Origin of the sequence: Singulisphaera sp. GP187 (assembly GCF_900129635.1) — a bacterium.
In the GTDB taxonomy this organism is placed as follows: Bacteria; Planctomycetota; Planctomycetia; order Isosphaerales; family Isosphaeraceae; genus Singulisphaera.
Window position 1 is genome coordinate 2396845 of sequence record NZ_FSRB01000002.1, and the last position, 13876, is coordinate 2410720.

Annotated in this window: 13 protein-coding genes; 9 read left to right on the forward strand and 4 right to left on the reverse strand. The window is 62.9% G+C overall.

The annotated features are described in order from the left end of the window. Window positions 1–3 precede the first annotated feature (3 nt). The gene (gene larC, locus BUS42_RS33690) at window positions 4–1200 is read right to left on the reverse strand and encodes a nickel pincer cofactor biosynthesis protein LarC (protein WP_074315652.1); all 1197 of its coding nucleotides are present in this window, start codon (window positions 1198–1200) and stop codon (window positions 4–6) included. 238 nt (window positions 1201–1438) lie between these two features. Here larC and BUS42_RS33695 point away from each other — a divergent pair, with 238 nt between their 5' ends. The 7 genes from BUS42_RS33695 to BUS42_RS33725 all read left to right on the forward strand — a co-directional run bounded on the left by BUS42_RS33695 (window position 1439) and on the right by BUS42_RS33725 (window position 10719). Then, complete coding sequence (locus BUS42_RS33695) at window positions 1439–2332, forward strand: M48 family metalloprotease (RefSeq protein WP_074314449.1); 894 nt, start codon at window positions 1439–1441, stop codon at window positions 2330–2332. A gap of 152 nt (window positions 2333–2484) precedes the next feature. Beyond that, window positions 2485–3423, forward strand: a complete 939-nt coding sequence (hemH, locus tag BUS42_RS33700; RefSeq protein WP_074314451.1) for a ferrochelatase — start codon at window positions 2485–2487, stop codon at window positions 3421–3423. Window positions 3424–3497: 74 nt separating this feature from the next. Then, window positions 3498–4967 carry a protoporphyrinogen oxidase gene (gene hemG, locus BUS42_RS33705; protein WP_074314453.1) on the forward strand — a complete coding sequence of 490 codons (1470 nt, stop codon included), beginning with the start codon at window positions 3498–3500 and terminating at the stop codon, window positions 4965–4967. Window positions 4968–4986: 19 nt separating this feature from the next. Next, complete coding sequence (gene bluB, locus BUS42_RS33710) at window positions 4987–5697, forward strand: 5,6-dimethylbenzimidazole synthase (RefSeq protein WP_074314455.1); 711 nt, start codon at window positions 4987–4989, stop codon at window positions 5695–5697. Between the two features lie 289 nt (window positions 5698–5986). Beyond that, window positions 5987–7948 carry an acetate--CoA ligase gene (gene acs, locus BUS42_RS33715; protein ID WP_074314457.1) on the forward strand — a complete coding sequence of 654 codons (1962 nt, stop codon included), beginning with the start codon at window positions 5987–5989 and terminating at the stop codon, window positions 7946–7948. A 368-nt stretch (window positions 7949–8316) separates the two neighbouring features. Continuing rightward, a complete protein-coding gene (locus BUS42_RS33720) occupies window positions 8317–9249 on the forward strand; it encodes an LssY C-terminal domain-containing protein (protein WP_074314459.1) in 933 nt (310 codons plus the stop codon). Window positions 9250–9303: 54 nt separating this feature from the next. Next, window positions 9304–10719, forward strand: a complete 1416-nt coding sequence (locus BUS42_RS33725; protein WP_074315654.1) for a 3-keto-disaccharide hydrolase — start codon at window positions 9304–9306, stop codon at window positions 10717–10719. Window positions 10720–10869: 150 nt separating this feature from the next. Here BUS42_RS33725 and BUS42_RS33730 read toward each other — a convergent pair whose 3' ends face one another. The 3 genes from BUS42_RS33730 to rpmF all read right to left on the reverse strand — a co-directional run bounded on the left by BUS42_RS33730 (window position 10870) and on the right by rpmF (window position 11944). Continuing rightward, window positions 10870–11136: a hypothetical protein gene (locus BUS42_RS33730; protein ID WP_074314461.1), complete on the reverse strand. Its 267-nt coding sequence runs from the start codon at window positions 11134–11136 to the stop codon at window positions 10870–10872. A gap of 248 nt (window positions 11137–11384) precedes the next feature. After that, window positions 11385–11705 carry a 50S ribosomal protein L28 gene (gene rpmB / locus BUS42_RS33735; RefSeq protein WP_074314463.1) on the reverse strand — a complete coding sequence of 107 codons (321 nt, stop codon included), beginning with the start codon at window positions 11703–11705 and terminating at the stop codon, window positions 11385–11387. A gap of 38 nt (window positions 11706–11743) precedes the next feature. Continuing rightward, window positions 11744–11944 (reverse strand): 50S ribosomal protein L32, encoded by a 201-nt coding sequence (gene rpmF / locus BUS42_RS45655; RefSeq protein WP_044147536.1) that lies wholly within the window; start codon window positions 11942–11944, stop codon window positions 11744–11746. Window positions 11945–12213: 269 nt separating this feature from the next. Between rpmF and proC the strand changes: the two genes are divergently transcribed. Together proC and BUS42_RS33750 are read left to right on the forward strand one after the other, a co-directional pair. Further along, window positions 12214–13062 carry a pyrroline-5-carboxylate reductase gene (gene proC / locus BUS42_RS33745; protein WP_074314467.1) on the forward strand — a complete coding sequence of 283 codons (849 nt, stop codon included), beginning with the start codon at window positions 12214–12216 and terminating at the stop codon, window positions 13060–13062. 10 nt (window positions 13063–13072) lie between these two features. Continuing rightward, window positions 13073–13729, forward strand: a complete 657-nt coding sequence (locus tag BUS42_RS33750; protein WP_074314469.1) for a metallophosphoesterase family protein — start codon at window positions 13073–13075, stop codon at window positions 13727–13729. The last annotated feature ends 147 nt before the right edge of the window (window positions 13730–13876 follow it).

Genomic DNA, 13876 nt, shown 5'->3' on the forward strand with positions numbered 1-13876 from the left:
GGATCAGCCCGCGGGCTGGCCGACACGATCCGCGGCTTGCCGCGAGTGATAGGCGACATGCGCGGCGTCGTAGACTTCGCGGAGCGCCACGCCATGCTCAGAGGCGACCCGGGCGCAGTCATCGTGCTCGGGACTGAATACGGGCGGCCGGTCGTCACGCCAGCCCAGCTTGCCTCGGATCGGGCCGAACGAGGTTTCCACCTCGGTCGCCTGCCGTTTCAGCTTGTGCCGGCTGACCGGGTAACGGCGAATCCCCAAGGTCGTCGTCTCTCGGAACAGAATTTCCTCGAGCGCATTGATCCGGTCCTCGTCGCAGAGCACCGTTACCATTACGCCCGGCCGATTCTTCTTCATCTGGATCGGGGTGAGGAATGTGTCGAGCGCCCCGGCCTTCATGAGCTGTTCCGTGGTGTAGCCCACGATCTCGCCCGGAAGGTCGTCGAGGTTCGTTTCGAGCACCCAGACCCGGTCACTCGAGGCCGGCATGCTGATCTGACCGACCAGGAGGCGAAGGATGTTCGCTTGACCAGGAAGCTCGCGCGTCCCTGCTCCCAGACCGATCGACTCGATCGTCATCGCCGGCACCGGACCGAAGCGGTCGGCGACCGACGTCAAGATGGCCGCTCCGGTCGGGGTCGTCAGCTCCATTTCGACCGTCGACTCGGCCAGGGGCACGCCCTTGAGGAGCTCCGCAGTCCCGGGCGCGGGGAGCGGCATCCGTCCGTGGGCGGCCATCACTGACCCAAGTCCGGGAGGAACGGGGCTCGCCTCGATTCGCTCGGCTCCGAGCAGGTCGAGCCCGACCGCCGCGCCGACGATGTCGACGATGGAGTCGACGGCGCCGACCTCGTGAAAGTGGATCTTTTGAAGGTCGATGCCATGCACCGTCGCTTCCGCCTCGCCGAGGCGTCGAAAAATCCGCTTGGCCAGCTCGTTTTGACGAGGGGTCAAAACGCTCTTGTCGATGATCGCCTCAATATGATGGAGGTGGCGATGCGCGTGTTCGTGGGGCGTGACAACGCGCGCATAATTGGCGCGAAATCCGCCGCGACGCACGGTCTCAAAGGTCAGCTCGCACGGCAAGCCCAGGCTGGCCACGGCCGCCTGAATCGCCTTGGAATCCACCCCTGCATCGACGAGCGCTCCGAGCGTCATATCGCCGGAGATCCCGCTGAAACAGTCGAAATAGGCGATGCGCACGCCCAACCCCTTTCGCTGCGACGGCCGAAGGACGGGAGAAACGACCACATTTTAGCCATCCCCCCCCTCGCCGCAAGTGAGGAAAAAAATGTCCCGAGGTATGCCAGCGTATGCGTCTCGGGAAGGATGTGGCAAGCGTTCTCCGCCTCGAGCGAACCGATTGCGGCACGTCGGCCCTCGTTTTGCTAAAACATAATTTCGAAGCGGTTCGCAACAAGTCCGGCGCGGGAGAATCGTTATGTCGTACGGTGGCTACTATGGACCCTCCAACGAAAACCGAGGGCCGAACCTCCGAGTGATCGGTGCGATCATCATCGCGGTCATCAGCATCGCGATCTACTCGTTTCAAACCCAAGTCAACCCCGTCACGGGGAAGACCCAGCATATCGCGATGAGCCCGTCTGAAGAAAAAACCCTGGGACTGCAAGCCGCCCCGGAAATGGCCGCGAAAATGGGGGGCAAAATCGACCCGTCCCGCGACGCACGGGCGCGCCTCGTTCAGGCCGTCGGCCGGCGACTCGTCGAGCGCAGCGATGCCAGCCGGAGCGAGTACGTCGACAACTACAACTTCTACTTGCTGAACGACCCCGAGACGATCAACGCGTTCGCACTTCCCGGGGGCCAGGTTTTCATCACCCTCGGCCTGATGGAGAAGATGACGAACGAGGCCCAGCTCGCCGGGGTGCTCGGGCACGAAATCGGCCACGTGGTCGGTCGCCACTCCGCCGCGCAAATGGCCAAGGGACGGTTAGGCCAGTTGCTGACCCTGGCCGTCGGGGTTGGGGCGAGCGGCGAAGACGACAATGGACGCAAGGCGCAGATGGTCGCCGCCATGGTGAATCAGGTCTCCCAGCTTCGGTTCAGCCGAGACGATGAATCCGAAGCCGACGGCTTTGGTCTCCGTTATATGGCTCAGGCGGGTTATGACCCTTCCGCCATGCTCGACGTCATGGAGATTTTGAAACAGGCCAGCCAGGGGAGTCGGCAGCCCGAGTTCCTCGCGACGCACCCGCTCCCCGAGACCCGCCTCCAAGAAATCCGGTCGATCTTGACGGAGGAGTATCCCAACGGGATCCCCAGGAACCTCGTCAAGGGCGTCCGGCTGGAAGACGGGCAACCGGTCGGTCGCTGATCACTGGACTTGGTTGGCGATGGTCGCGGCGGTGCCGACCATCGCCAAGTCCTTGGTGATCGGATAAACTTCACTGAACGAGCGACCTCGGCGCAATGGTCCGAGCCGAGTCCTCGGCGTTCCATCGATCACAACGGTGTTGACCTTTACACATGGAAATCACTTACGACAGTGTCTTGCTGATGGCCTACGGAGCGCCTGAGAACATGGAGGAGGTCCGGCCGTTCCTGGACAACATCCTCCGCGGCCTCCCGGTTCCCAAAGAGCGCTACGAGGCGGTTGTCCACCACTACGAGCTGATCGGTGGCAAGAGCCCTCTGAACGAGTTGACGGCTCGTCAGGCTCGGGGGTTGAAGTCCTGGATCGATGAGCAAGGTCTCGAACTCCCCGTTTACGTGGGGATGAGGTTCGCCAAGCCGTACATGTTCACGGCGATCAACGCGATGGTTCGGGACGGTCGGAAGCGCGCCGTCGGGATCATCCTCGCGCCTTATCGGAGCGACCCCAGTTTCGAGAAGTACCAGGAGACCGTGCAAGAGGTGCTTGACTCGACGGGGGCGGGCGAAACGCTGCAAATCGATTTCGTGCAACCCTGGTTCGACCACCCGCTGTTTGCCGAAGCCCAGGCTGACGAGGTCCGGCGGGCCCTGGAGCAGATTCCGGAATCAAGGCGAGATCAGGCCAAGGTCCTCTTTACCGCGCACAGTATTCCGGTGGCCACGGCCGAGCGTTGCCCGTACGTCGCCCAGATTGAAACGGCCTGTCGCAACGTCTCGACCTGCCTGGACGAACTCCCCTGGAACCTGGTCTGGCAGAGCCGGAGCGGGAATCCGCGGACTCCTTGGCTCGAGCCGGATGTCAACACGAAGATCCGGGAGCTCCACGTTGATGGAGTCACCGACGTGGTCCTTTGTCCGATCGGATTTATTTCCGATCACGTGGAAGTCATGTATGATCTGGACCTCGAGGCCGCGCAGACCTGCCGCGATCTTGGAATGAGGATGGTCCGAGCGGGGACGGTCAACGACCATCCCACCTTTATCAAGGCACTTGGAGACCTCGTCGTCACCAAGATCGGAGCCGATCGCTAGCCAGATGGGACCGATGTGGTGTCCCTTTTTGATTGCGCCAGCCGGCGGTTGATTCGGACTGAGGGGATGTTGCCTTGCCGGAAACTTCGTCGCGACAAGACCGGGTGGTTGTGATCGGCGGCGGCCTTTCGGGGCTGGTCGCGGCGCACCGGATCGTGGACCGCGCGAAGCAAGCTCGTAAGGCGGTCGAAGTGGTCCTGCTCGAGGCCAAGGACCGAATCGGCGGGGCGATCTGGACGAACCGAGGCGACGGATTCACCCTCGAAGGGGGGGCGGACTCGTTTATCACGAACAAGCCATGGGGCGTGGACCTCTGCCGTGAGCTCGGTCTTGAAGATCAGCTCATCAGCCCGGACACCCAGCACCGTCGGTCGTTCGTGGTCCGCCAAGGGCGACTCGTACCGGTCCCCGAAGGCTTCGTTCTAATGGCTCCGAATCGGCTCGGCCCAATCCTCACGACCCCGATCCTCTCGGTGCGCGGCAAGCTGCGGATGCTGATGGACTTGATCCTGCCGCGCCGGGACCGCGACGAGCAAGGGGATGAAAGTCTGGGCTCGTTCGTGAAGCGACGGCTCGGTCGTGAGGCGCTCGAACGGCTGGTTCAACCGCTTGTCGGGGGGATCTACACGGCCGATCCCAACGAACTGAGCCTGCGAGCGACCCTGCCGCAATTCCTCGCGATGGAGAACGAACACCGGAGCCTGATTCTCGGGGCGCTCCGCCAGGCGAAGGCGGCACGCTCCGCCGAGCGATTTGCCTCGGGGGCCCGTTACGGTCTCTTCGTCACTCCACGTGACGGCATGGACACGCTTCCGAGGACCCTGGCCGCGGCGCTCCCGGACGGCACGATTCGCACGTCGACTCCGGTGCGCCGGATTCACCGTCCCGATGCGATCTCGCCATGGCGGGTCGAATTGTTGAGCGGTCTGCCGATCGAGGCGAGCGCCGTGGTGTTGGCCACCGAGGCCCACGCGTCGGCTCGACTGGTCGACGGCTTTGATTCGGACCTGGCGCTCCAGCTGCGATCGATTCCGTACGCATCCTCGGTGATCGTGAACGTGGCGTACCGCCGCGATCAGGTTGCGCACCCGCTCGACGGGTTCGGGGCCGTCGTCCCGGCGATCGAAGGCCGATCGATTCTCGCGGTCTCGTTCTTGAGCGTGAAGTTCCCCGGCCGCGCCCCCCTCGGCAAGGTGCTCCTGCGCGTGTTCGTCGGCGGCGCGACCCAGCCCGATCTCTATGAGTGCGACGACACCCGGATCGGACAGATCGTACGCCAAGAACTGGGCGACTTGCTTGGCACGTTCGGCGATCCCCTGTTCATGCAGGTGGGTCGCCATCCTCGGGCGATGCCTCAGTACACGCTTGGCCATATCGACCGCGTCGCGGCGATTCGCGAGCAGCTTGCCCGGCATCCCCGGCTGATCATGACGGGAAATGCCTTCGACGGAGTCGGCATTCCCGACTGCATCCGGGGGGCGCGGGCCGCCGCCGATTCGGTCCTAAACGCCTTGGCCGACCCTGCCGCCACGGCCGCGGCCTGAGAGTGAGAGGCTTCCGTTCATGTCCGCCTTTTCCCAGACCGAGCGTGAGGCCGTCTATCGGGCCATCTTCGAACGCAGAGATTGCCGACGCTTCCTGCCCGATCCATTGCCCGCGGATTTAATCGCCCGGCTCCTCAGCGCGGCGCACCACGCTCCCTCAGTCGGATTCATGCAACCCTGGAACTTCCTCCTGATCCGCTCGACCGAAGTCCGCGCCCAGGTCAAAGCCGCCTTCGAGCGCGCCAACGCGGCGGCCAACGCGCAGTTCCAGGGTGAGCGCGGCGAACTCTATCGTTCGCTCAAGCTGGAAGGGATCATGGAGTCGCCGCTCAACGTCTGCGTGACCTGCGACCGATCGCGGCACGGTCCGGTCGTGCTCGGCAAGACGGCACAACCCGAGATGGATCTGTACAGCACCGTCTGCGCCATTCAGAATCTCTGGCTGGCCGCCCGCGCGGAGGGCGTGGGCGTCGGCTGGGTGAGCATCGTCAAAATCGAAGATCTCCGCCAGATTCTCGCGCTTCCGGCCGAGGTCATCCCGGTGGCTTACCTCTGCCTGGGCCGGGTCGCGGAATTTCCGGCTTCGCCCGAGCTTGAGAGGCTCGGCTGGCTCAATCGGGTCGAGCTCGAGCCCCTCGTGTTCGACGATCGATGGGACCGGCCCACTTCGCTTTTTTCCGAGCATTCGATCGACGCCGATGACCCCTCACAGCCGATCCCTGACCGGTAAACCGGAACCGAGGTCGAGTGCGGACTCACTCGCTTTGCCGACTCCCAGGAATCGGTCCGAGCCGCGGGTGTGGCCATTTTGCGTGATTGAGTTTGAGTTGTTACACCGTTTGATATAAAGCATTTTCTATGCCATATGGGCATTGGCCGCTTGCGTCACGCGGTGCCGCCCCTTAAAATCCAAGGTTTGCCTCCCTTGAGGATCGGACGCGTGGGGTCGTTGCGTCTTCCGATCCGGGACGGGGGTAAGCTTCCCGCGAACGACCACGCGATTCCGGAGCCTCTCTACGATGTCGGCTGAAAACGGCGGATCGATCGTTAGTATCCTCACCGAGAATCGGGTCTTCCCGCCTCCTTCGGAGTTTGCGGCGAAGGCTCATATCTCGAGCCTCGAACAATATGAGTCGCTCTGGAATCGTGCCAAAGATGATCCGGCGGGCTTTTGGGGCGAGATGGCCCAAACTCTCGAGTGGTCGAAGCCCTGGGATCAGGTTCTCGACTGGAATCCGCCCTTCGCCAAGTGGTTCGTCGGCGGCGAGCTCAACGCGTCGGTGAACTGCGTCGACCGCCACTGCGCAGGGCCGAACAAGGACAAGGCAGCGATCATCTGGGAAGGGGAACCCGGCGAAAAGCGGGTGTTGACCTACCAGGACCTGCTGCGCGAGGTCTCCCAGTTCGCGAACGTCCTCAAAGGGCTGGGCGTGCGCAAAGGCGACGTCGTCGCCATCTACATGCCCATGATCCCCGAACTCGTCATCGCGCTTTTGGCTTGCGCCCGGATCGGGGCGCCGCACACCGTCGTGTTCGGCGGTTTCAGCGCCGAGGCGCTTGCGGGACGGGTTCAGGATTGCCAGGCCAAGGTCCTCGTGACCGCGGACGGAGGCTTTCGACGCGGCAAAGTCGTTCCTCTCAAGGATAACGCCGATGGCGCGGCGGCCGTTTGCCCCTCCTTGGAAGCGGTGGTCGTTTGCAAGCGGACGGGTCACGAAATCGCGATGACGGCAGGTCGCGACCACTGGTGGCATGAGCTCGCGGCCAAGGCCTCGACCGAATGTCCCCCCGAATCGCTCGATAGCGAGCACCCGCTCTACATCCTCTACACGTCGGGCTCCACCGGCAAGCCGAAGGGGATTCTCCATACGACGGGCGGTTATCTCCTCGGGGCCGCACTGACCACCAAGTGGGTGTTCGACCTGAAGGATGATGACGTCTATTTCTGTACGGCCGACGTTGGCTGGGTGACCGGGCACACTTACCTGGTCTACGGGCCGCTCGCCAATGGTGCGAGCTGCGTGATGTACGAAGGGGCGCCGAACTGGCCCGACGAAGGCCGGTTCTGGAAGATCATCCAAGAGAACAAGGTCTCGATCCTCTACACCGCGCCGACGGCCATTCGCGCCTTCATGAAGTGGGGTGAGCAATTCCCCAAGAGCTACGACCTGTCCAGTCTCCGCCTCCTCGGCAGTGTTGGCGAGCCGATCAATCCGGAAGCCTGGATGTGGTATCACCGGGTCATTGGCGGCGAACGATGCCCGATTGTCGATACGTGGTGGCAGACCGAGACGGGATCGATCATGATCGCGCCGCTGCCGGGGGCAACCCCGACGGTCCCAGGCTCGGCCACGCGTCCCTTGCCCGGCATCGTCCCCGAGGTCGTCACCCGGGATGGCAATCCGGTGGGTGCGAATGAGGGGGGCTTCCTCGTCATCAAGCAACCGTGGCCCGCGATGCTCCGAACGCTGTACGGCGACGACGAGCGGTACCAGAGCACGTACTGGAGCGAGGTCCCCGGTTGTTACTTCACCGGCGACGGTGCGCGACGCGATGCTCAAGGCAACTTCTGGATCATGGGCCGGGTCGACGACGTTCTCAACGTCGCGGGGCACCGGCTGTCGACCATGGAAGTCGAGAGCGCACTCGTCAGCCATCCCAAGGTGGCCGAAGCCGCGGTGGTCGGCAAGCCCGACGAGCTTCGGGGACAGGCCATCTCGGCCTTCGTGACCTTGGAGACCGGCCAGGAAGCGACCGAAGCCCTGCGGCAGGAGCTGCGCGCTCACGTCGTCAAGGAGATCGGCGCCCTGGCCCGTCCTGATGACATCCGCTTCACCGAGTCTCTGCCCAAGACGCGAAGCGGCAAAATTATGCGTCGACTCTTGCGCGACGTCGCCGCCGGTCGCGAGAGCACCGGCGACACGAGCACACTGGAAGACCTGAGCGTGCTTGCCAAGCTCAAGGAAGAAGACGAAGTCTAAGCTTTCAGCGAGAACTCCGAATGGCCTCACCACGTCTTCTCGGCGAATCGAGGAGATGTGGGAGGCCGAGGATAGGGAGGGGGGCGAGGTCCCTGCGATTCGAGCCTCGGGACCTCGGACCCCACCTCTCATCCCCACCCCCCTGTTCCGGCCGCTCATACCCGAAGTCCCTCGCACGTCACTCTGAGCTCGGATCGGCGACCCGGCTTCAAGGACGGGCGTCGCCTGACTGACCGCGAACTCCGGATCTCCCCCGGCGCCGTCCGTTTCGGAACCCTATTCAGGCTGGTGCTAGACCTCTCCCAACATGAGATGATCGACTGGCAAGTCGTCGACGATCGTGCTCCCGAGCCACGAGCGAGGTTCTCATGTCAAACGATCAGATCAGCGATGCGGACCACTCCACGGTTCCACCCACGGATTCGCAGCCCACTCCAGGCCTGGTGGGCACCGATCCGAAACCAGGTGAGCTTCCGGCGGCCAAAGCCCCGTGGTGGCGGCGATATTTGATCAGGGGACTCAAAATCCTGGCCTGTGTGGTGGTTGTCTGGCTCGCCTTGGCCTATGTGATCCTCCCTGCCGCCTGGAAGCATTATGAATACCAACCCGGCCTGGAAGATGCTCCCAAGACGACCTTGACCCCCCAGGGCATCCCCGGCGACCCGCTCAACGTCGGCTTGATCGGGGCCGAGAAGGTGCTGGTCCACGCCATGCTCAGTTCGGGCTGGGACCCTGCGGATCCTGTGACCTTGCGGACCAGTCTGCGAATCGCCGGGAGTGTCCTGCGGGACCGGCCCTACCCCGATGCGCCGGTCAGCAGCCTCTTTCTTTTCGGGCGGAAACAAGACCTCGCCTTCGAGAAGCCGGTCGGCAAGAGTGCCTCGCATCGGCACCATGTCCGGTTCTGGAGATCAAAGGAAATCGGGCGAAACGGTGCGCCCCTCTGGCTCGGGTCCGCGACGTACGACCGGAGCGTCGGGCTGAGCCACCTGACCGGTCAGATCACGCACCACATCGGACCCGACATCGACGCCGAGCGAGGCAGCTTGATGACCGATCTCCGCAAGGCGGGCTGGCTGACCGAACTGTTTCAAGTCACAGGAGTTGGGTCAACCCTTTTGGGCCGAAACGGGGGCGGAGACCGGTATTACACCGATGGGGAGCTCACCGTGGGCGCCTTGGCGCCGGCAGGCGACAAGGATATGAAGTTCGCTCGGCTTGAAAACCCGGTCGCGATTCAGTTCAAGCAGCAATTCTGGTCGGCGATCCGCCCGTTATTGCAATCGCTCCCCGCCCAGTAAACTCGGCTCCCCAACGAAGTGTCCTCGGCCTCGAGCCAGATCGGAGACAAGTCGATGGATCCCAGATCGAGAACCATCCTGACCGCGGCCCTCGTGATACTGTCCGCGCTCAATTCCACCAGCTTCGCCGCCGACGAGGGCTGGGTGCCCCTGTTCGACGGTAAGACTCTCGAGGGTTGGACGGTCCGTGGTGGGTTCGCCACCTACAAGGTCGAGGACGGTACCATCGTCGGCTCGACGGCGGAGGGAAGCTCGAACACCTTCCTCTGCAAAGGGGACTACAAGGACTTCGAGTTGGAGCTGGAGGTCAAGTGCGACCCCGCCCTGAACTCGGGCGTCCAGGTCCGGAGCCATGTCTATGGCAAGGATGACCCCGACCCGAAGAATCGCCAGCGGGCGGGAGTCGTGTACGGCCCTCAATTCGAGATCGCTCGGAAAGCGACTGGCACGGCGGCTCAGGTTTACGACGAAGGTCGCCGCGGCAAGTGGCTCAACGAGATCCAGCCGGAGGCCAAGGGCGCGTTCAAGGACGACGACTGGAACCATTACCGGATCGTCGTTCAGGGCGATCGTTACCGCTCCTGGATCAACGGCATCGCCGCGTCAGATTTTACGGATCCCATGGACGATCATGGTTTCATCGGATTGCAAGTCCACGGGATCGCCAAGGGCCAAGGCCCCTATCAAGTCCGTTGGCGAAACGTCCGGATCCGGGAATTGAGCTCGGGCGAAGCAGCGGCGGCCCCAACGCCACCCGAAGGATTCCGGGCGATTTTCAACGGCCGCGACCTGACAGGCTGGGAGGGGAGCCCGCTCTACTGGTCGGCCGAGGACGGTTGCCTCACCGGCAAAGCCGACGGCACGCTCAAGTTCAACCGGTTCATCACCTGGCGCGGGGGGATCGTCAAGAACTTCGAGCTCCGGCTGAAGGTCAAGGTCTCGCCAACCGGCAACAGCGGGCTGCAATACCGAGGAACCGAACGCCCTGACCTGGGTGAGTCGGTCGTCACCGGCTACCAGTGCGACGTGGTGGCGAACCGACCCGATTACAATGGAATGCTCTACGAAGAGCGTGGCCGGCGGATTCTGGCCCACACCGGGGAACAGGTCGTCATCGACACCCAAGGTCAACCTTGGGTGGTCGGAAACCTACCACTCAAGGCGTTTCTCCCGGGTGAATGGCACGACTACCGCGTTCTCGTCGAAGGGAACCGCCATCGTCACTGGATCGACGGCCATCCCACGGTCGACCTGATCGACCTCGACGAGCAGGGCCGGAAACTGGAGGGGGTGCTGGCGGTTCAAGTCCATGTCGGCCCACCCATGAAGATCCAGTATCGTGACGTCTTCTTGAAATCGTTGCCGGATGACCTGGCACTGACTCCGGCCGACAAGGCGCCCATCCCGCCTGATGCCCCGAAAGTCGCCCCACAAGGTCAGGACAAGCCCAGGGCGGTCGACGCGAAGTGATATCGGGAATTCATGAAGCCTGAGTTCTCAAGTTTTTTCAGGCGAGCGGGGAGCGGGAGCTCCCTGTCGTCTGGCCCACGTCCCCATGAAGAAACCTCAGACAGGGAGCTTACACTCCCCGCTCGCCTTTGGGGCGAGCGAATCTTGTCGTCAGTCGCAGACTTGGGGAAGCGGCGACGGGCGGTTGGCTCGCCAGAGCAGATGCGTGAGGTTGGTCAGGAGGGCCGCGATCGCGAAGAGAAGGCCGACCGCCACTCCCTGGAGCGTTCCAAATAACGTGTCGAGCTTGGTATTGGCAAGCGCGGGGACACGCACCAAGACAACGTAGAGGGACGCGGTTGCACCGATGCCGCAGAGGACAGAGCAGAGGATGACGAGAGACCGAATGACCGCGTCACGCCGGGATCGTAACATCATGGTTTCACCCCGAGGTTTGGATTCGCCAATGCGATGACAAGTGTAACAGGGCGATCTTCCGCCTGCAAAACCTCGGGCTACGAGACGGCCGTATGACGGGAAAATGAGTTGGCCAATTCTTGCCAGGTGGTCGGCTTGGCTTGGCTTGTTGTCGCCGATTTTCAAGGCGCATGAGAATGCCCCACGTCATCGGCCGCGAGGGCGTCGCCGATGGTGGGGCTCATTCCGCGAAGAAAGCTCGTCCCATGTCAGATCGGGTAGAGATTCTTGAGTTCGGCTCTGGCTTTGGCACTTCCTTTGGAGGCCTTGATCAAGGGGAACGTCTTCAGTTTCCCATCGACTTCAAGGGTCAGGATCCCGGAACGGATGACCGAGGTGGCGACCCGGACGTAACGGGTCGTTCCGTTGGGCAGCCAAACGTGGATGCGCTGGAGGTTCGGACGGAAGCAACGGCGGCTCACGCCGGTCGTTTTGATACCTACGCCGCCAAGATACTTGGCTTTACCGCGCGTGGTGATATGGTTTCCAAACGCGGTCTTCTTACCACTAACTTCGCACTGGCGTCCCATGGGACAGGCTCCTTGTCAATCTCGCGCCCTGGCGGTGTTCAGACTTTTTCTTTGGCCAACGGGTTGTGCGGCTTGCTGCGCTGGACGTTGCCGCATTCCTCGACCAGGTCGCAAACCTTGTGCGGGGGCACTGCGAGCTTGCACTGCGGGCAAACATTCAGGGCGGGAGCGACCAGGAAGTCGTGGCTCCGACGCTTTCCCTTGGCTGATTTGGATGTTCGTCTCTTTGGTACGGCCACGACAGACTCTCCCGAAAACCACGCGATCAAGTGTGTTCTGGAAAAGAAAGCTATTATCCGGATTAGACTTCGGAATTCAAGGGCGACTTTCGCGGGTTCCCCCTCTTTTTCGGATCTGGCAAGCTCGGATTGCGACGGCTCGACGAGGGGCCTTATCCTTGGGGGACGACCGGCTCGGCCGATCGTGGTCGACCGGCCCTAAGTGCGTTCCCGTTCAAGGAACTCGGGCAAGTTGGTCATGATGCGGCTCTCTTTGTGAACGAGGTCTGATGAACACGACGAACACGACGCCGCTGCGCTGGGGATTCATTGGCGCGGGGAAAATGGCCACCGCCTTGATTCGCGGAATGCTTCGCGCGGGGATCGCCACCCCGGAAACCATCTTCGCCAGTGATCCGATCGAATCAGCCCGCGCCTGGATCGCCCAGGAAACCGGCATTACGGTCTGCGCCACCAATGAACAAGTCGCTCGCCAGAGCGACGTCCTGATCCTGGCGGTCAAGCCGCAAAGCATGTCGGAGGTCCTCCAAACGCTTCGAGCGACGGTGACGCCGGACCATCTGCTGATCTCGATCGCGGCGGGGGTTTCGCTCGGCACCTTGGCCGCCGGGCTTGGTGCGGATCGCAGGTTGGCGCGGGTGATGCCGAATACACCGGCGCTGGTCGGCGCGGGGGCCGCGGGATATTGCCTCGGTCCTGGTGCGCGGGAATCGGACGATCAGGTCGTTCGGTCTTGCCTCGAGTCGGTCGGCCTTGCCTATCGTGTTCCCGAGACGCTCTTGGATGCGGTAACGGGACTCTCAGGAAGTGGTCCGGCGTTCGTCTACGTGATCATCGAGGCGCTTTCCGACGGTGGGGTCCGGGTCGGCTTACCGCGTGACGTGGCAACGGCCCTGGCCGCTCAGACGGTCCTGGGGGCCGCCCAGATGGTGCTTGAGACCGGCCTGCACACGGGGACGCTCAAGGATCAGGTCACGAGCCCTGGGGGCACCACGATCGCGGGACTGCACGCCCTGGAGCGCGGGTCGATCCGGGCCGCTCTGATCGACGCGGTCGAGGCGGCCACCAAGCGCTCGGCCGAGCTCGCTGCTCAGGCCGCCCAGTCGGCCCCGAAGTGAAAGGGACCTTGTGAAACTCGGCCTGATCTCCGACATCCACGGCGATCCGATCGCTCTGGAACTCGCCTGGTCGCATTTGACGATCATGGGAGCCGATCGAATCGTCTGCGCAGGCGACCTCGTCGGTTATGGCCCCTACCCCGATCGCGTGGTTACCTTTCTCGAGCAACGTCAAATCGCCTCGGTGCGAGGGAACCACGACCGTTGGGCCCTCGAGCGCGGGCTCGGTGTCCCCGATGAGTTCGGCGGCGGGACGCCGAGCGCGGGCACGCTCCAGGCGCTTGCCGCCCTTCCCTTCGACCTGGTCGTCGCCGACCTCCGTCAAATTGGCGTCATCGTCCACGGCTCGCCGCGCAGTGACATGGAGTTCATCCAACGGCGAACTCACCCGCCGTCGTGGCTTCGCGCAACGCTCGCGGATCTCGGCGCCAACCTCCTCGTGGTCGGTCATACCCATGAGCCAATGTGGTTTCGTTGCGATCGAGGGCTTGTGGTCAACCCAGGCTCGGTCGTGTCGATGCCCGTGGTCAAGAACAGTTCACGGACGTTCGCCCTCGTCGACCTGACGGCACTCACCGTCAGCTTTCATGACGTCGAGAGTGGTGAGGTGATCCCCCTCGACCCTTGGCCAGAACAGGATCCTCCGCCAAAAGTGAAACCAAGCTGAACGCAATCCGGGCCACACGAATCAGACTCGCCACGACCACGTAATTCTCGGACGCTTCGATTCTTTTGATGTGCGCCGGGCCGTGAGAGTGGTAGACTGACGTTTTGGTCTCGAACGAGACTTTCTCGTCCAGAGGGAGATGACGAC